The following is a 17,352-nucleotide window of genomic DNA, read 5'->3' on the forward strand; positions in this document are numbered from 1 at the left end:
CTTTGTTTAATTTCTTTTTTGTTGAAGAATATTATTTATTTACTACTTCTTCGATATAAGCGATAGCGTGTCCTACAGTAGTAATTTTTTCAGCCTGGTCATCAGGGATCTGAATGTTGAATTCTTTTTCAAACTCCATAATTAGTTCAACTGTATCCAATGAATCAGCTCCTAAATCGTTAGTGAAGCTAGCCTCCGGAGTTACTTCTGTTTCTTCAACGTCAAGCTTATCAGCGATGATAGCTTTTACTCTTGATGCAATGTCTGACATAGTAAATTTTTTTTTAATTGTTAGATGGTGCAAATATATAAAATTCTTTACGATAAAACATTTTTTTAGTCTTTTTTGTGGCTTGCAGGTGTGTATTTTGTTGTGTTTGTGTTTAGTCTTTTAGTTTTCAGTGGTTTATATTTTATTATTTCATAATCTTGTTTATGCTTGTTTTTGCACAAAAAATTGAGATGATCTTTATTATAACTGAATGATAAGTGCGGCTTATTATATAAGGTTTCTAATTCATGTATTATGATTAGTTTTGCCTGTTATTCTTTAATATTCATTTAATTCAATGAAAAAAAGTATTTGCATTTTATTCTTTTCAATTTCTATATCGCTTGTAGCGCAGATCAAAGGAAAAGTTGTCAAAATAAAAGATGGAGATACAGTCGTCGTCTTACTGGAAGACAAAACCCAGCAAACATTAAGACTTGCGGAAGTCGACTGTCCGGAAAACGGCCAGGCTTTCGGGAACAATGCTAAGCAGTTTACTTCCAATCAGGTTTTTGGTAAAAATATTATTTTCTACAGGGTCGGAAAAGACAGGTATGGAAGGAGCGTAGCCGGTGTATTCTATGATGGAGACAGGTATCTGTCAAGAGAGATTGTAAAAGCAGGATTCGGGTGGTGGTATTACAAAGCTTCAAAAAATACGGAACTTCAGAAATTTCAGGATGAAGCGAAGGTGAAGAAACTTGGCTTATGGAGTGACAAAAATGCAATTTCACCCTGGGAATTCAGGAAGAATAAAAAGAGCAAGTAAAATGAAATACACTCCTGATTAAAAAAAGGAGTGTATTGGCGTTGGTTAAATCATTTCCACGGCTTGCTGATTTCAGAATTCGGGATAATATACAATATCGTATATTATTGAGATCTTTTACGATCTGCTGCAGAATGCATCCCAAGTAGTCCAGAAATGTGCATTGATAGCTCCCGGAGCCGGGTTAGTACTGTCGGCGACAATTCCTACCATAGATGCACAGTTAGAATTACATCCAATCTGGTTTCTGCTTCCTTCCTGAGGTGGAATTTCGCGCCATGTTCCGGTAGAACCGTTTAAGGTTTCTACTTTAATGTCAAAAATTCCTGAAAGACCAGGGGTTTGTAGTTGTTTAGTAGGATCTTCGCTTGAAATCATGTCTTTCCAGTTTCCTTGAGAAAAAGTTACTCTCCATTGAGTAATCATTTTTACCGTGTCGTTTTGTGGCGAGATATACACCCAAAACTGCGCTCCGCCTCCTAATTTTAATTCACCTGTAGAATTTGCGTTGTAGCCTGTGTTTACTTCCATGATATTGGTTTTTATAGGTTATTTTGTATGTCAAAGTAACGTAGAAAAAAATATTCAGAATAGCGTGAAAATGACCAATTGTAAAGTTAGGTGTTTGTACGGTAAGGTATGATAGGTAATAACTATCCGTATAATAATCATGTGGATTTTAAAATAAACCCTTAAATATTCGATTATAAATATTTAAGGGTGTTTTGTGGAGTTGGAGGGATTCGAACCCTCGTCCAAACAAGCAATACATAAGATTTCTACATGCTTATTCTGCTATTGGTTTTCGACTGAAAGCAGAGAGCAGACACCCAACTTTCAGCTTATCTTCTAAGGTTTTCGAGCTTTAGACGAAGCTTCTAAAGCCTTATTTCCGCATTCCTATATCCCAGGATCAAACGCCGCAGAACAGAGCATTTGTGGAATATCTTGCTTCCTTACTAAAATCTTCGGGAAAACGCTTGATCTACTATACTTCGATATTAAGCTGCAAGAGCGAACTCTTCGTTGCCAGTTAAAATTTTGTAGCAAGGGATTATAGAGATCGCGCTACGGTTCTCTGCATGCTTACTTACCCATTGGTCTTGCTGTCGAAACCAGTCAACCCCATTGATAAAGTGAATACAAAGATAATACTTTTATTTTTATCAGAAGCTTTATCCCGCTTTCCACTGTATCTTTTGGGTTACGGGCTCCGCTTTGCTTCGCCCGCAACCCAAAAGGATGTCGTTTCAATCGGGGCTAGGGTAACAGTTATTCATTTGAAATTTAGAAGACTAACAAATCTTAATTTCTTAGATCAATCCTTTAGAAATAAGAACTCAATTAGGATTAACAATTAAGGATAAGCATTTTTATTATAATTAATTTTGCGGGTAAATAAAAAATTCCTATTTTTGCAATCCAAAATGAGATGTAAAATATGTTAATAATTCCAGTTAAAGATGGTGAATCCATCGACAGAGCATTAAAAAAATATAAGAGAAAATTTGATAAAACAGGAACAGTTCGTCAGTTAAGATCTAGACAGCAGTTTATCAAGCCTTCTGTAACTTTAAGACAAGCTAGACTTAAAGCAGCTCATAAGCAAAGAAATCTTAGCAAAGAAGAGCAGGCTTAAGAAATTTTCTTAATTCGCATACTAATTCACTCTTTAAATAGTTATATTTGAAGAGTGAATTTTTTGTTTTTATACTTTAATGATGTTGGACAAATTCTTAGAATATATACAGCTCGAAAAGAGATATTCGCCTCATACAATTACAAGTTACAGGAAAGATCTTGAAGATTTTTCCCATTTTTATCTTAGAACAGAGTCTTCTGTCGATCTTTTGAAAGTTGACAAAAAGATTATCCGGAATTTTATCGTGGATTTAAGTGAGAATAATATTTCAAGAAGAAGTATCAACCGGAAATTATCATCATTAAAAAGTTTTTATCTCTTTCTTTTAAGAATTGGTGAAATTGAAGTTTCGCCTGCAGAAAATATTTCATCTTTAAAATTTTATCCTGAAAAGCAAATTCCTATGTCTGAACAGGAAATGCAAAATCTGAGTGATCAGGTTTTTACCCAGGTTCATAATGCTTTGGAAAAATGTGTTTTAGAGGTTCTTTATCAAACAGGAATTCGTAAAGCCGAGCTTTGTGGTATGACTTTTGAAAATGTAAATCTTAATGGAAATGAGATAAAAATAATAGGAAAGGGGAATAAACAAAGAGTAATTCCTATTTCCGATAATCTCTCCGCATTGCTAAAAAGTTACGTAGAAATACGCAACCCTGAAACAGAATATAAATCATACTTTTTTGTCAATAAGAAGGGTAAAAAACTCACCGAAAAATTTGTGTATTTGATGGTTAATAAGTACCTTAGTCTTATAACAACAAAGGAAAAAAGAAGTCCTCACATTCTTAGACATAGCTTTGCTACACATGTTCTGGATAATGGGGCAGAGATCTCTAAAGTAAAAAAAATATTAGGACATTCCAGTCTTGCAAGTACTCAAGTCTATACGAATGCCAATATCGAACAATTGAAAAAAGTTTTTAATCAGGCTCATCCAAGAGCTGCAAAAAATGACGAATTATGAAGATCACAGTACAATCAATTGGTTTAACTCCACACGAACCACTAGAATCACACATTGAGAAAAAAGTAAGCAAACTGGATACTTTTTATGATAAAATCCAAGACTGCAAAGTATTTTTAAAAGTGGAAAATACCTCGGACAAATCCAATAAGACCGCCGAGATTATTTTAGCGGTTCCGGGCGACGATATTGTGGTAAAAAAGACAACTGCAACTTTTGAAGAAAGCTTAGACTTATGCGTTGATGCAGCTAAAAAGCTACTAATCAAGAAAAAAGAATTGGCTTAGTGAAAAAAGTCAAAAATAATTATTAAAAAGTTTGAGAATTCAAAAAATCCGTTCTATATTTGCACTCGCAAAAAGGAACAGTGATCTTTTGAATTCTTTTTCATTAAATGCCTCCATAGCTCAGTTGGCCAGAGCACGTGATTTGTAATCTCGGGGTCGTGGGTTCGAATCCCTCTGGAGGCTCATTTAATATAAAATATCTGGGGAGATTCCAGAGTGGCTAAATGGGACTGACTGTAACTCAGTTGCTTCGGCTTCGTAGGTTCGAATCCTGCTCTCCCCACATTTTATATTATAAAAAAAGTTGCAGAAATAAAGGATTTTCCTTAAGTTTGCACAGCGTTACCAATAGTTTTGGAAACAAAATTGCGGAAGTAGCTCAGTTGGTAGAGCGTCAGCCTTCCAAGCTGAATGTCGCGGGTTCGACCCCCGTCTTCCGCTCAGAAATATCACACTTATTGTAGGGTGATTTTTTTTTTACTACTGAAAAGATGTAGAGTAGAATTTCTCGCAGATTTCAGTCTGTTTTATTAAATGCCTCCATAGCTCAGTTGGCCAGAGCACGTGATTTGTAATCTCGGGGTCGTGGGTTCGAATCCCTCTGGAGGCTCATTAATATAAAATATCTGGGGAGATTCCAGAGTGGCTAAATGGGACTGACTGTAACTCAGTTGCTTCGGCTTCGTAGGTTCGAATCCTGCTCTCCCCACATTTTATATTATAAAAAAAGTTGCAGAAATAAAGGATTTTCCTTAAGTTTGCGCAGCGTTACCAATAATTTTGGAAACAAAATTGCGGAAGTAGCTCAGTTGGTAGAGCGTCAGCCTTCCAAGCTGAATGTCGCGGGTTCGACCCCCGTCTTCCGCTCACATAAAATCACGCTTTTTAGGGTGATTTTTTTGTTTAGGCCGACTTAGCTCAGCGGTAGAGTGCTTCCTTGGTAAGGAAGAGGTCACGGGTTCAAGTCCCGTAGTTGGCTCAGATTCAAGTCCCGATTCTTTCGGGATTTTTTTATTTCTAGAACTTTCTATTAAACGCTACCGACACGAAGATAAGCTTATTCAGCATCGCATATACTTTCGTTCGTAGGGCTGAATTTCGTTCGTAAACCTTTAGTTTATATTCAGCAAGTGATAGCTTTGGATATTTTAGCTTTCAAATTTAAAATTTTACTGATAAGATTATAAAATTGATGATCATTTCTAATTGAATATGGTATTGATCTGTAATTCTTCAAAGGTTTTAAGCTGTAATATTAGCCAAAAACCTCCGGCGCCCAGCCTCCCTCTTCCAGCCCTCTTAACCTTAAAATTCAATTAAAAGTACTTCTAACATATTTCATTTCCTTCAGTGTCATGAAAATTTTCTTTACATTCGTATAAAATAATTTTTGATGAATATTCTTTTATTGGAAGATGATTTAATTCTTTCTGCGGAACTTTGTAAGTTTTTAGAATCAAATAACTTTACCTGTGATAAAATCTATGACGGAGAAACTTTTCTTCGTCAGATAAAAAACAATTCTTATGATCTGTATCTTCTCGATATTAATGTTCCTAAAATTAATGGACTTGATGTATGCCAGACCATTCGCTCTTTCGATAAAAATACCCCAATCATTATTATTTCGGCATACGGAGATCTTTCGGATAAAAAAGATGCCTTTACGAGACTGGCGGATGATTATCTGGTAAAGCCTTTTCAGTTTGAAGAATTGCTGTTACGTATGAATTCTCTACTGAGAAGAAAAGCTCCTTCGGAAAACAGCGATCAGGAAATTATAAGAGTTGATGATCTTATTATTAACAAAACCGAGCAGAAAGTCTTTCGCGCAGGAAATGAAATTGCCCTTACATTGAAAGAATTCCAGCTGTTGGTTTATCTGGCAGAAGCGCAGGGAAGAACTGTTTCGAAACAGCAGATCACAGAACATGTGTGGGAGCATAATTTTAATACGAACACCAATACCGTTGAAGTGTACATCAATTTTTTAAGAAAGAAGATAGATAAAGATTTTAAAATTAAGCTTATCCATACACGTTCCGGTTTCGGATATTACTTAAGCCCGCTGTAATATGTCTTTAAAAAGAAAAATTGCCCTCAATCTCAGTATTGCCTTTTCATTGCTTTTTGGTATTGTGATGGCGGTAATTTATATGTCTTTTAATGATTTCAGGAAAGATGAATTCAAAGAAAGATTCCGGCAGCGACTCGATTTTACGACTCATTTTATTGCAAAGTCAAAAGATTTTGAAGAAGAGGCGCCTGTGTTTTTTAATGAGAATTCTGATAATATTCTTTTAAACGAAACGATTTTAATTTTCAATGCCAATAAAGAGTTAATCTACAGCACAATCAAGGACCGAAATGTGACCTGGGACAATGCGTTACTTAAAGAATTGGATGAAAAGAAAGTCATTTATTCTGAGAAAACGGTTCCGGAAATTTATGCAGCCCTAAAAAACATTAACGGAGAAAATTACTACATTCTTACCAGCGCTTACGATACCAACGGAAATTCCAAACTGGCTTACCTGAAATATCTCCTGATCACGGCATATGTAATGAGTACGCTGATTATAGGTTTTTTCAGCTATTATTTTATGGGACAGTTCTTAAAACCTTTGGAAGATCTCAATAAGGAAATATCAGAAATTACGGCCCATAAGCTGACAACGGAAGTTCCGGTGCTAGACTCCAATGACGAGATCAATGTTCTTGCAAGATCATTCAACACGATGATCAAAAGGCTGGACGATGTTTTCCAGTCACAGAAAGATTTCACCGCCAGTGCTTCCCACGAAATCCGTACCCCGATTACAAGAATGGCTTTCCAGCTTGAAAACCTGATTAAACTCGGGCAGAACTCTCCGGAAACATTATCCTCACTACAGCAGATACAAAGAGATGTTTATCAGCTGTCGGATCTTACCAATTCACTTTTGCTTTTAACGAAATTCGATAAAGAAAACATTCAGAGTATCTACGAAGAAGTGAGAATTGATGAAGTGATTTTCGAATCTTTTGAAGCCGTGGAAAAAAGTTATCCGCAACTGAAAATGGATTTCCTGATTTCCGAAAAAACGTCTGAAGAAGCTTTACTGACTATAAGTGGCGTTCAGTCTTTACTGGATATTGTTTTTATTAACCTGTTTAAAAATGCCGCCGTTTATTCCGATGATATGGAAGCTGATGTGCTGATTACGGAGACGGAAGACCAACTTATTGTCGACGTTATCTCTCACGGAAATACCATTCCAAAGGAAGAGCAGTCCAGACTGTTCGAGGCTTTTATGAGAGGGAACAACTCTCAGAATATTTCAGGTTCAGGATTGGGATTAAGAATTGTAAAAAGAATTCTGGAATATCACGGCGCAAAAATTATTTATACCGCTCCGGCGGATTTATTGAATAAGTTCAGCGTGATTTTTTATAAATAAACTGAATTCAGCTTACATATTTACGTTAAAAATTCTATATACCTGTCAGAAAATCTTGAGACGGGCGAAACCACTATAGGGTAAAACTTTCTCGGAGCGAGACGGAAGCAATCACTACTTGTTTGAACTTTCTCAGGATGAGACGAGTGAAACCAGAATAGGATGAAGCTTTCTCAGAGTGAGACGAGTAAAAACCAATATAAGATGAAACTTTCTCGGAATGAGATAATCGGAACCAATACATCGGAAAAAAATCGCATAAGTTCAATACTTAAATTTCTCATGTTGTGTTTATTTATAGATGAATAATAATCAAATTTAATTTTTTTTTAAGTATTATTTAAGAGCATTTTAATAGTGAAATGACAATTTTGTAGCATAAAAAATAGAAGATGAACAAAATTGCAGGGCTGCTGATCGTCATATCTTCTCTCATGACGGCACAGCAGCAAGTATCACTTTCGGACTGCGAAGAAGCTTTCCAGAAGAACAACTTAGAACTGCTCGCCGAACAGTATAATATTAATATGGCTGATGCAGATATTTTGCAGGCTAAAATCTGGGAGTTACCACAACTAAGCGGACAGATAAATGCGTACAATCCACAAGATCATAAAGTTTTTGATGTAGGTCATGCAAAAGGTGCACAGATCACCCAGCTTATTTATATGGGTGGTAAAAAGAAAAACGAAATTGCTTTTGCAAAATCTAGTAAAGAGCTCGCTCAGCTCCAGTTTTCTCAATTGCTGGTAGACCTTCGGGCGCAGCTTCGCACCACTTATTACAATCTTTATTACGAAAAACTCAAGCTTGAAAACACCAACAGGCAGCTGGGATATATGAATGACCTTTTAGCCGCTTACAAAGTGCAGTCTGCCAAAGGGAACGTTTCCCTGAAAGACGAGGTGAGACTTCAGAGCGTAGTCATCCAGCTGAATAATGATAAAATAGGAATCAATAAAAACATTCTTGAATTTGAACAGAATCTAAAGGTTTTAACAGGCATTACCGATGATCTTGAACCTACACTTTCCGATTCTGAAGCCAAAGATATTCTTGCCGCCCAACCTTTCGGGGACGAGACGGAATTACAGAAAAAAGCGCTCGAAAATAATGCTGATTATCAGTATAACCTAAAATTAATCGACAACAGTAAGCTGTATGCCCAGTGGCAAAAGTCTTTAAACGTTCCCGATCTGAATCTCGGTGCAGGATGGGACCAGAATGGAGGGACATTTAAAAATGAAGTGAACCTAATGGTCGGGATTCCATTGCCATTATGGAAATCTAATAAAGGAAATGTCGAGAAGGCAGGCTTTGCCATTCAGCAGAATCAGAAGAATGCAGACTTTCAGAAGCTCAATCTGGAAACCCGGGTTCAGGCAGCCTATAAAACGTGGAAAACTCAATATGAACAGCTTTCAGGAATTAAATCCGAAGACATTAATAATATGGAAACGGTCTACAACGGTATGCTGAGCAATTTCAGAAAAGGGAATGTGAGCCTTATAGAATTTGTGGATTTTATGGACAGCTACAGAGAAACAGCGCTTCAGATCTATGATATGAAAAACGGGATCATGCAGTCGGCAGAACAACTAAATCAACTGGTACAAACGAAAATCTTCTATTAATCATGAAAAAATATATTATTCCTATAATTATAACATTGGCTGTTGCGTCTTGCTCAAAGAAAGAAGTACCGCAACAAACTCAGAAAAAAGGTTTTGAGCTTAGCAATACCATGCTTCAGTCTATTTCTCTCGCAAAAGTTGAAAAAAAATATATAGAAGATGATTACAGTTTCTATGGAAAGATATCAGCAGATAAGAACAGCTACATCGATGTTTACCCATTGGTAGGCGGAAACGTTTTAAGTGTAAATGTAGAGCTGGGAGATCATGTGACGAAAGGGCAGGTGCTGGCAACCATCAGAAGTACGGAGCTTGCGGAAGTTCAGAAAGATGTAAGCGACGCCAAGACCGATTTGGTAGTAGCTCAGAATAATCTTCGTGTAGCAAAGGAAATGTATGAAGGAAAGCTGAATACCGAAAGAGATGTGCTGGAAGCAAAAAGTGAACTGCAGAAAGCTCAGGATCAAATGCAGAGAGCGAGTGCGGTAAGCACCGTGTATAATGTGAAAAAAGGAAATATATACAGTGTTGTAGCTCCTATCAGCGGATATATTGTTCAGAAGAATATCAATAAAGATATGCAGCTGAGAAGTGACAGGAGTGATAATATTTTTGATGTGGCCAATACGACCAACGTCTGGGCGATTATGAACGTCAACGAATCTGATATTGATAAGATCAGCCTTGGAATGAAAGCGCAGGTTTCCACATTATCTTATCCGGATAAAGTTTTTGACGGAAAGATTGATAAAATTTTTAAAATCATCGATCCCGAAACCAATGCTATGCAGGCGAGAGTAGTTTTAGACAACCAGAACGGATTGCTGATCCCGGAAAGCAAAGCAACCATTAAAGTGACAAGTTCGGAGAATACCACGGCACTCACCGTTCCTTCAAAAGCTGTAATTTTTGACGACAACAGAAGTTTTGTGGTAGTATATAAATCAAGAGCTGATGTAAAAGTAAAAGAAATAAAGGTATTAAAACAGGTGGGCGATGTTACCTATGTTTCAGAAGGTTTGTCGGAAGGAGAGCAAATTGTTACCAATAATCAATTGCTGATTTATCGCTCCCTGAACAATTGATTTTTTTTGAACCATTAAGAATTTAAAAATGTAGAGTTAAGAAGCTAAGGTTATTAAGAATAGCATCTAAGATATTTATTAAGAGTTACTTCTTAATAAATTACTTGATAATTTTTTAACAGCTTATATTTCTTAATGATTAAAAATAATTTTAAGTGCCTTTGCTGAGTGAAACGCCTTTGCGAACGAAAATATGCAGAAGATAGTCATGAAAAATCTTTGCGAGCTTTGCGTTAAAAACAAATTCAACGACTTTTTTTAGGTCAAAAAAAATCCATCATGAATAAATTTATTAAAAATATAATTGCTTTTTCATTAAAAAATAAAGCGTTTACTTTTATCTGGGTTGCCGTACTGGCGGTAGCGGGATTCATCAGTTTCAAGAATATGCCGATTGAAGCTTTTCCGGATGTTACCAACACCCAGATCGTTATCATTACCCAATGGAATGGGAGAAGTGCAGAAGAGGTTGAACGTTTTGTGACGACACCCATTGAGCTGGCGATGAGTCCGGTTCAGAAGAAAACCAGTGTGAGGAGTACTACAATGTTTGGTCTTTCTATCGTTAAAATTCTTTTTGATGATGGGGTAGACGATACTTTTGCCAGAAATCAGGTAAATAATCAATTAAGAACAGTAAGCCTTCCGGATGATGTAGATCCTGAAGTTCAGCCGCCTTACGGACCGACCGGAGAAATTTTCAGGTACACCTTACAGAGTAAAACAAAAGATTCCCGTGAATTATTAACCCTTCAAAACTGGGTGATCGATCGTGCATTGCGAGGCGTTCCGGGAGTTGCTGATATCAACGTTTTCGGAGGTCAGGATAAAGTCTTTGAATTAAGCATTGATCCCAGAGCTTTGGATAAATACAATCTGACGCCGCTTCAGGTCTACGATGCTGTTACGAAAAGTAATCTTAATGTGGGAGGGGATGTTATCGAAAAAAATGGACAAGCCTATGTTGTCCGTGGAATCGGTCTGGTTAAATCCATTTCAGATATTGGAAACATTACGATAGAAAATGATCATGGAAATCCTGTTTTGGTTAAAAATGTAGCAGATGTTCATGAAAGCTCAATGCCCAGAGTAGGGCAGGCCGGACTGAATCATCAGGAAGATACCGTAGAAGGAATTGTGGTAATGAGAAAAGGAGAGAATCCGCGTGAAGTTTTAGTAGGGGTGAAAGCTAAAATTAAAGAGCTTAACGAGAAAATCCTTCCGAAAGACGTAAAAATGGTGACATTCTACGATCGTGACAACCTGATGGATTTTACTACGCATACCGTGATGCACAACCTTATCGAGGGGATTATCCTGGTAACGGTTATCGTTTTAATCTTCATGGCAGACTGGCGTACGACTTTAATAGTTTCCATTATTATCCCTTTATCCTTATTGTTTGCGTTTTTATGTCTGAAACTGGCGGGAATGAGTGCCAATTTATTATCACTCGGGGCGGTCGATTTTGGAATTATCATCGACGGAGCCGTCGTCATGGTGGAAGGACTTTTTGTAATGCTCGACCACAAAGCCCATAAATATGGGGATGAAAAATTCAATAAATTGGCAAAAGCCGGCTGGATCAAACAAACGGGAACAGGACTTGGAAAAGCGATTTTCTTCTCGAAATTAATTATCATCACTTCTTTAATTCCGATTTTTTCATTCCAGAAAGTTGAGGGAAAAATGTTTTCGCCACTGGCATTCACCTTAGGTTTTGCCCTCACGGGAGCTTTGATTTTTACTTTGACCCTGGTACCGGTGCTTTCGCATATTTTATTGAATAAAAATGTAAAGGAAAAGAATAATCCGTTTGTGAATTTCTGGGACAGAATTGTACTGAAAGGTTTTAATTATACTTTTAAACATAAAAAAATGAGTTTAATTGTTGCGGTTTCATTTTTAGCGGTTACATTATTCTCAGGAAAATTCTTAGGAACGGAGTTTTTACCTCAATTGAATGAAGGCTCATTATGGATCACTGCAGAAATGCCGATGAGTTCATCTTTAAAAGAATCTCTAAAAACCGCCGATCTCCTGAAGAAAGACATCATGAGTTTTCCTGAGGTTACTGATGTTCTCGCGCAGACTGGAAGAAGTAATGACGGGACAGACCCTAATGGTTTCGGATTTGTACAGTTTGCCGTAAATCTTCAGCCAAAAGAAGATTGGAAACGAAAAATCACTTACGAGCAGCTGATTGAAGAGATCGATAAAAAACTGAGGAATTATCAGGGGATTACGTTTAATTATTCTCAGCCGATCTCAGATAACGTTGCTGAAGCAGTAGCAGGTTTCAAAGCGGAAAACGGCATTAAAATTTATGGAGACAATCTGCAGACACTTGATGTTTTAGCCGAAAAAGTTTTAAAGCAGATTAAAAATATTAAAGGTGTAAAAGATGCAGGAATTATTAAAAATATTGGTCAGCCGGAAGTGAGTGTTGTGCTTGACAGGGACAAAATGGCTGCCTACGGAGTAATGCCGGATGATGCGCAGTCTGTTCTTGAAATGGCTTTCGGGGGGAAAACGGCTTCAGAAATGTTTGACGGAGAACGAAAATTCCCCATCCGTCTCCGCTATGCCCAGGAGTACAGAAAAGATGAAAACGACATCGCAGCATTGATGGTTCCTACCCAGGACGGAGCAAAAATTCCTTTAAAAGAAATAAGTACAATTGAAAAGGATAATGGCGCGGCGTTCATTTACAGGGATGATATTAAAAGGTATATCGGGATAAAATTTTCCATTCGTGACCGTGACCTGGGAGGTACGATTGCCGATGCACAAAAGGCAGTTTCAAAAATTGAATTTCCTGACGGATATACAGTGGGCTGGACGGGGCAGTTTGAAAATCAGCAGAGGGCTTCAAAAAGACTTACGCAGGTAGTTCCGATCAGTATTCTGGGGATTTTCTTCCTGTTGTTTGTCCTTTTCGGTAATATGAAAGATTCTTTGCTGGTATTGGCCAATGTGCCGTTTGCTTTGATCGGGGGAATTATCGCGCTCCATGTGACAGGGATTAATTTCGGAATCTCGGCAGGAGTGGGGATGATTGCTCTTCTGGGAATCTGTATTCAAAACGGAGTTATCCTCATCACGGAATTTCACCAGAACGTCAGAAACGGACTAAGTCTGGATAATGCGATATTGAATGGCGTAAAATCAAGAACACGGCCTGTAATTATGACAGCACTAATGGCTTCCATCGGGTTAATGCCGGCTGCGTTATCAACAGGTATCGGCTCCGAATCACAAAAGCCGCTGGCCATTGTCATCATTGGTGGATTGATTACAGCTACGGTTTTAACGTTATTAATTTTCCCGATTATATTTTGGATCTTCAACAGAACTAAAAAGTCTCAGCAGATTTAAATTTTATTTCAACCAATTATATTAACAGAATCGCGGGAAATTTCGTTTTCCGCGATTCTTTGTTCAGTACAGATTTGCCTATCAATTAATTTGAAGGCTTCTTTCAGTAATTTATGCGAAACCGCTCTGTTGTTACAGATTAGCGTATATTATTCAGGATTAAAGAGATAGTTTATAATTTCATGAAAAGCTTTAGAAGGATTTTTTCAATCAAGAAATTTGTGTAAATTTGCAGTCTCAATACATTGAACTATAAGGTTTGTGATTTATTGGATTTTAATATTGAAACTTTTTTTCATAAAAAGATTTTGGTATTTAAAAAATTCATTATATTTGCACACCGAAAATTTGAAAATTAAATAAAATAAATAATTTACATCATGGCAAAGGAAACGTTTAATCGTAACAAACCACACTTGAACATTGGTACTATTGGTCACGTTGACCATGGTAAAACTACTCTTACAGCTGCTATTTCTGCTGTATTAGCTAGCAAAGGTCTTGCTGAGAAAAAAGACTTCTCTGCAATTGACTCTGCTCCAGAAGAAAAAGAAAGAGGTATTACTATCAATACAGCTCACATCGAATACGAAACTGAAAAAAGACACTATGCTCACGTTGACTGTCCAGGTCACGCGGATTACGTAAAGAACATGGTAACAGGTGCTGCTCAGATGGACGGAGCTATCGTGGTATGTGCTGCGACTGACGGACCAATGCCTCAAACAAGAGAACATATTCTACTTTGCCGTCAGGTAAACGTACCAAGAATCGTTGTTTTCATGAATAAAGTTGACATGGTAGATGATGCTGAGTTATTAGAGCTTGTTGAAATGGAGCTTAGAGACTTATTGTCTACTTATGAATTTGATGGAGATAACTCTCCGGTAATCCAAGGTTCTGCTCTTGGTGCACTTACTGCTGCTACTGAAGGTAACTCTGATGATAAGTGGTTTAAGTCTGTAGAACAATTGATGGATGCTGTTGATGAGTGGATCGAAGAGCCTATCAGAGATACAGATAAGCCATTCTTGATGCCAATCGAAGATGTATTCTCTATTACAGGTAGAGGTACTGTAGCAACTGGTAGAATCGAAGCTGGTATCATCAACACTGGTGATCCTGTAGATATCGTAGGTATGGGTGATGAAAAATTAACTTCTACAATTACAGGGGTTGAGATGTTCAGAAAAATCCTAGACAGAGGTGAAGCTGGTGATAACGTAGGTCTATTGTTGAGAGGTATTGAAAAAACTGACATCAAGAGAGGTATGGTAATCGCTAAGAAAGACTCTGTGAAGCCACACAAAAAATTCAAAGCATCTGTTTATATCCTTTCTAAAGAAGAAGGTGGACGTCACACTCCATTCCACAACAAATACCGTCCTCAGTTCTACGTAAGAACTACTGACGTTACAGGTGAGATCTTCTTACCAGAAGGTGTAGAAATGGTAATGCCTGGTGATAACTTAGAGATCACTGTAGAATTGTTACAACCAATCGCTCTTAACGAGGGTCTTAGATTCGCGATCAGAGAAGGAGGTAGAACAGTTGGTTCAGGTCAGGTAACTGAAATCTTAGACTAATCATCTATTACACAATATAAAAAGCTTCCGTCGGGAACTTCTTTGCGGAAGCTTTTTTTAACTACGGGCATCGTCCAATGGTAGGATACCGGTCTCCAAAACCGTTGATCAGGGTTCGAGTCCTTGTGCCCGTGCAAATAACAATTATGAGTTCATTAATCAATTTTTTAAAAGGTTCTTATAACGAATTCAGACATAAAGTTGAATGGCCAAAATGGTCTGACCTGCAGTCTTCTACAATTGTAGTAACGATTGCAACAGTTATTCTGGCATTATTTACCTTTGGTGTTGATGAGTTGTTTTCTAAAGCAATCAGCAATATAATAGGAATGCTTATCAACTTGTTCAATTAATAAATAAAAGTATTTTCCCATAATGAGCGAATTGAAATGGTATGTGCTGAAAGCAATCAGCGGACAGGAAAATAAAGTGAAAAACTATATTGAGACAGAAATCAAACGTTTAGGTTTTGAGCAGTACGTTACTCAAGTGGTTATTCCTATGGAAAAGGTTATTCAGATCAGAAACGGTAAAAAAGTTCCGAAAGAAAGACCTTACTATCCTGGATACCTTATGATTGAAGCTGATCTTATGGGTGAAATTCCTCATGTCATTAAAAATATCCCTGGAGTTATTTCTTTCTTAAGCTTGACAAAAGGAGGAGATCCTGTTCCAATGAGAAAGTCTGAAGTAAACAGAATGTTGGGAAGAATGGATGAGCTTTCAGAATTTGCAAGCGATGTTGAAATTCCTTACGTAGTAGGTGAAAACGTTAAAGTAATTGACGGACCATTCAACGGATTTAACGGAACGATTGAAAAAATTCTTGAAGATAAAAAGAAAATTGAAGTTTCAGTTTTGATATTTGGTAGAAAAACTCCAATGGAACTTAGCTATATGCAGGTTGAAAAAGTATAACTCATACTTAAAAATATTTAAAAATCCACTTATTAAAACAGTAAGTGGATTTTTTATTTTAAAATTTTAACAAAAATAGATAATATCAATTTGCTATTTCAAAAATATTTTATAATTTTGCAGTCCGAAAAGTAGGCATACTTAATGTGAGAATGGGTAACCTACTGAATAATAATGCTTCCAAACTCATTAATTATTCAAATTTAAAAAACAAACAATGGCTAAAAAAGTCTTTAAAATGGTAAAACTTCAGGTGAAAGGTGGCGCAGCTAACCCTTCTCCACCAGTAGGTCCAGCATTGGGTTCTGCAGGTGTGAACATCATGGAGTTTTGTAAGCAATTTAACGGAAGAACTCAAGATAAGCCAGGACAAGTTTTACCTGTAGTAATTACAGTGTACGAAGACAAATCTTTTGAATTCGTAATTAAAACTCCTCCTGCAGCAATCCAGTTGATGGAAGCGGCTAAAATCAAAGGGGGTTCCGGGGAACCAAACAGAAACAAAGTAGGTTCTGTATCTTGGGATCAGGTGAAGAAAATCGCTGAAGATAAAATGACTGACCTTAACTGCTTTACAATGGATTCTGCAGTTTCTATGGTTGCAGGTACTGCTAGATCTATGGGATTAAGAGTAACAGGAACTAAACCAACTTTTAACGCTTAATACTTAAAGAAATGGCAAAATTGACTAAAAAGCAAAAGGAAGCTTTAAGCAAAGTAGAAAAAGGAAGAATCTATAACCTTGAAGAAGGTTCAGCTCTTGTAAAAGAAGTGAACACTGCAAAGTTTGATGCTTCTGTAGATATCGCTGTAAGATTGGGTGTAGATCCAAGAAAAGCAAACCAAATGGTAAGAGGTGTTGTATCTCTTCCTCATGGAACCGGTAAGGATGTTAAAGTTTTGGCTTTGGTAACTCCGGATAAAGAAGCTGAAGCTAAAGAAGCTGGTGCTGATTATGTAGGTCTTGATGAATATTTACAAAAAATCAAAGATGGTTGGACAGATGTTGACGTTATCGTTACAATGCCGGCTGTGATGGGTAAATTAGGACCATTAGGTAGAGTATTAGGACCAAGAGGTTTGATGCCGAACCCTAAATCAGGTACTGTAACTATGGAAATTGGTAAAGCAGTAACTGAAGTAAAAGCTGGTAAAATTGACTTTAAAGTAGACAAATACGGTATTATCCATGCAGGTATTGGTAAAGTATCTTTCGATGCTGCTAAAATCAAGGAAAATGCTCAGGAATTGATCTCTACTTTGATCAAAATGAAACCAACTGCTGCTAAAGGTACTTACGTGAAGTCTATCTATTTGTCTTCTACAATGAGTCCTGGTATTGCAATCGATACTAAAGCTATTAACTAATACTAAA

The 17,352-nt window shown here is 37.0% G+C and carries 16 protein-coding genes, 8 tRNA genes and 1 other RNA gene; 22 read left to right on the forward strand and 3 right to left on the reverse strand.

What is annotated here, in order from left to right; genetic code table 11:
* Window positions 1-31 precede the first annotated feature (31 nt).
* Window positions 32-271: an acyl carrier protein gene (locus tag ACWNCI_RS17060; RefSeq protein WP_002976354.1), complete on the reverse strand. Its 240-nt coding sequence runs from the start codon at window positions 269-271 to the stop codon at window positions 32-34.
* Between the two features lie 298 nt (window positions 272-569).
* Between ACWNCI_RS17060 and ACWNCI_RS17065 the strand changes: the two genes are divergently transcribed.
* Complete coding sequence (locus ACWNCI_RS17065; RefSeq protein ID WP_449389210.1) at window positions 570-1,040, forward strand: thermonuclease family protein; 471 nt, start codon at window positions 570-572, stop codon at window positions 1,038-1,040.
* Between the two features lie 117 nt (window positions 1,041-1,157).
* On the opposite strand, the gene ACWNCI_RS17070 is transcribed toward ACWNCI_RS17065, so the two are convergent.
* Complete coding sequence (locus tag ACWNCI_RS17070; RefSeq protein ID WP_449389211.1) at window positions 1,158-1,571, reverse strand: hypothetical protein; 414 nt, start codon at window positions 1,569-1,571, stop codon at window positions 1,158-1,160.
* Window positions 1,572-1,765: 194 nt separating this feature from the next.
* Window positions 1,766-2,167: a transfer-messenger RNA gene (ssrA, locus tag ACWNCI_RS17075) on the reverse strand.
* 314 nt (window positions 2,168-2,481) lie between these two features.
* On the opposite strand from ssrA, the gene rpsU reads away from it, so the two are divergent.
* From rpsU to rplA, 21 genes are all read left to right on the forward strand, one after another.
* Entirely contained in the window at window positions 2,482-2,679 is a 198-nt protein-coding gene (rpsU, locus tag ACWNCI_RS17080) for a 30S ribosomal protein S21 (RefSeq protein ID WP_047399333.1), read from the forward strand.
* An 82-nt stretch (window positions 2,680-2,761) separates the two neighbouring features.
* Window positions 2,762-3,649: a tyrosine-type recombinase/integrase gene (locus tag ACWNCI_RS17085; protein ID WP_449389212.1), complete on the forward strand. Its 888-nt coding sequence runs from the start codon at window positions 2,762-2,764 to the stop codon at window positions 3,647-3,649.
* The gene (locus ACWNCI_RS17090) at window positions 3,646-3,936 is read left to right on the forward strand and encodes an HPF/RaiA family ribosome-associated protein (protein ID WP_042721328.1); all 291 of its coding nucleotides are present in this window, start codon (window positions 3,646-3,648) and stop codon (window positions 3,934-3,936) included. The genes ACWNCI_RS17085 and ACWNCI_RS17090 overlap by 4 nt, the downstream gene beginning before the upstream one ends.
* Before the next feature lie 109 nt (window positions 3,937-4,045).
* A tRNA-Thr gene (locus tag ACWNCI_RS17095) sits at window positions 4,046-4,119 on the forward strand.
* 19 nt (window positions 4,120-4,138) lie between these two features.
* Window positions 4,139-4,219, forward strand: a tRNA-Tyr gene (locus ACWNCI_RS17100).
* A gap of 85 nt (window positions 4,220-4,304) precedes the next feature.
* Window positions 4,305-4,377: transfer RNA gene (locus ACWNCI_RS17105), tRNA-Gly, on the forward strand.
* A gap of 95 nt (window positions 4,378-4,472) precedes the next feature.
* Window positions 4,473-4,546 (forward strand) — tRNA-Thr (locus ACWNCI_RS17110).
* Window positions 4,547-4,564: 18 nt separating this feature from the next.
* Window positions 4,565-4,645 (forward strand) — tRNA-Tyr (locus tag ACWNCI_RS17115).
* Between the two features lie 85 nt (window positions 4,646-4,730).
* Window positions 4,731-4,803, forward strand: a tRNA-Gly gene (locus ACWNCI_RS17120).
* Window positions 4,804-4,843: 40 nt separating this feature from the next.
* A tRNA-Thr gene (locus ACWNCI_RS17125) sits at window positions 4,844-4,915 on the forward strand.
* A gap of 414 nt (window positions 4,916-5,329) precedes the next feature.
* Window positions 5,330-6,010, forward strand: a complete 681-nt coding sequence (locus tag ACWNCI_RS17130) for a response regulator transcription factor (protein WP_449389213.1) — start codon at window positions 5,330-5,332, stop codon at window positions 6,008-6,010.
* 1 nt (window position 6,011) lies between these two features.
* The gene (locus ACWNCI_RS17135; RefSeq protein WP_449389214.1) at window positions 6,012-7,376 is read left to right on the forward strand and encodes an ATP-binding protein; all 1,365 of its coding nucleotides are present in this window, start codon (window positions 6,012-6,014) and stop codon (window positions 7,374-7,376) included.
* 392 nt (window positions 7,377-7,768) lie between these two features.
* Window positions 7,769-9,010: a TolC family protein gene (locus tag ACWNCI_RS17140; RefSeq protein ID WP_449389215.1), complete on the forward strand. Its 1,242-nt coding sequence runs from the start codon at window positions 7,769-7,771 to the stop codon at window positions 9,008-9,010.
* Window positions 9,011-9,012: 2 nt separating this feature from the next.
* A complete protein-coding gene (locus ACWNCI_RS17145) occupies window positions 9,013-10,095 on the forward strand; it encodes an efflux RND transporter periplasmic adaptor subunit (RefSeq protein WP_449389216.1) in 1,083 nt (360 codons plus the stop codon).
* 279 nt (window positions 10,096-10,374) lie between these two features.
* A complete protein-coding gene (locus ACWNCI_RS17150) occupies window positions 10,375-13,473 on the forward strand; it encodes an efflux RND transporter permease subunit (protein ID WP_449389217.1) in 3,099 nt (1,032 codons plus the stop codon).
* A gap of 380 nt (window positions 13,474-13,853) precedes the next feature.
* Window positions 13,854-15,059, forward strand: a complete 1,206-nt coding sequence (tuf, locus tag ACWNCI_RS17155) for an elongation factor Tu (RefSeq protein WP_042721320.1) — start codon at window positions 13,854-13,856, stop codon at window positions 15,057-15,059.
* 63 nt (window positions 15,060-15,122) lie between these two features.
* Window positions 15,123-15,193, forward strand: a tRNA-Trp gene (locus ACWNCI_RS17160).
* Window positions 15,194-15,205: 12 nt separating this feature from the next.
* Window positions 15,206-15,412 carry a preprotein translocase subunit SecE gene (gene secE, locus ACWNCI_RS17165; protein ID WP_346983218.1) on the forward strand — a complete coding sequence of 69 codons (207 nt, stop codon included), beginning with the start codon at window positions 15,206-15,208 and terminating at the stop codon, window positions 15,410-15,412.
* A gap of 22 nt (window positions 15,413-15,434) precedes the next feature.
* Window positions 15,435-15,977, forward strand: a complete 543-nt coding sequence (nusG, locus tag ACWNCI_RS17170; protein WP_042721319.1) for a transcription termination/antitermination protein NusG — start codon at window positions 15,435-15,437, stop codon at window positions 15,975-15,977.
* Between the two features lie 217 nt (window positions 15,978-16,194).
* The gene (gene rplK, locus ACWNCI_RS17175) at window positions 16,195-16,641 is read left to right on the forward strand and encodes a 50S ribosomal protein L11 (RefSeq protein WP_042721318.1); all 447 of its coding nucleotides are present in this window, start codon (window positions 16,195-16,197) and stop codon (window positions 16,639-16,641) included.
* Between the two features lie 11 nt (window positions 16,642-16,652).
* Window positions 16,653-17,345, forward strand: coding sequence for a 50S ribosomal protein L1 (gene rplA, locus ACWNCI_RS17180; RefSeq protein ID WP_042721317.1), 693 nt, complete (start codon window positions 16,653-16,655; stop codon window positions 17,343-17,345).
* The last annotated feature ends 7 nt before the right edge of the window (window positions 17,346-17,352 follow it).

The sequence above is a fragment of the Chryseobacterium lineare genome, from assembly GCF_977014045.1.

Bases quoted from the DNA above. Each gene is read 5' to 3' on its own strand.
- ACWNCI_RS17060 (WP_002976354.1), bottom strand. From the start codon at position 271: ATGTCAGACATTGCATCAAGAGTAAAAGCTATCATCGCTGATAAGCTT.
- ACWNCI_RS17065 (WP_449389210.1), top strand. From the start codon at position 570: ATGAAAAAAAGTATTTGCATTTTATTCTTTTCAATTTCTATATCGCTT.
- ACWNCI_RS17070 (WP_449389211.1), bottom strand. From the start codon at position 1,571: ATGGAAGTAAACACAGGCTACAACGCAAATTCTACAGGTGAATTAAAA.
- rpsU (WP_047399333.1), top strand. From the start codon at position 2,482: ATGTTAATAATTCCAGTTAAAGATGGTGAATCCATCGACAGAGCATTA.
- ACWNCI_RS17085 (WP_449389212.1), top strand. From the start codon at position 2,762: ATGTTGGACAAATTCTTAGAATATATACAGCTCGAAAAGAGATATTCG.
- ACWNCI_RS17090 (WP_042721328.1), top strand. From the start codon at position 3,646: ATGAAGATCACAGTACAATCAATTGGTTTAACTCCACACGAACCACTA.
- ACWNCI_RS17130 (WP_449389213.1), top strand. From the start codon at position 5,330: ATGAATATTCTTTTATTGGAAGATGATTTAATTCTTTCTGCGGAACTT.
- ACWNCI_RS17135 (WP_449389214.1), top strand. From the start codon at position 6,012: ATGTCTTTAAAAAGAAAAATTGCCCTCAATCTCAGTATTGCCTTTTCA.
- ACWNCI_RS17140 (WP_449389215.1), top strand. From the start codon at position 7,769: ATGAACAAAATTGCAGGGCTGCTGATCGTCATATCTTCTCTCATGACG.
- ACWNCI_RS17145 (WP_449389216.1), top strand. From the start codon at position 9,013: ATGAAAAAATATATTATTCCTATAATTATAACATTGGCTGTTGCGTCT.
- ACWNCI_RS17150 (WP_449389217.1), top strand. From the start codon at position 10,375: ATGAATAAATTTATTAAAAATATAATTGCTTTTTCATTAAAAAATAAA.
- tuf (WP_042721320.1), top strand. From the start codon at position 13,854: ATGGCAAAGGAAACGTTTAATCGTAACAAACCACACTTGAACATTGGT.
- secE (WP_346983218.1), top strand. From the start codon at position 15,206: ATGAGTTCATTAATCAATTTTTTAAAAGGTTCTTATAACGAATTCAGA.
- nusG (WP_042721319.1), top strand. From the start codon at position 15,435: ATGAGCGAATTGAAATGGTATGTGCTGAAAGCAATCAGCGGACAGGAA.
- rplK (WP_042721318.1), top strand. From the start codon at position 16,195: ATGGCTAAAAAAGTCTTTAAAATGGTAAAACTTCAGGTGAAAGGTGGC.
- rplA (WP_042721317.1), top strand. From the start codon at position 16,653: ATGGCAAAATTGACTAAAAAGCAAAAGGAAGCTTTAAGCAAAGTAGAA.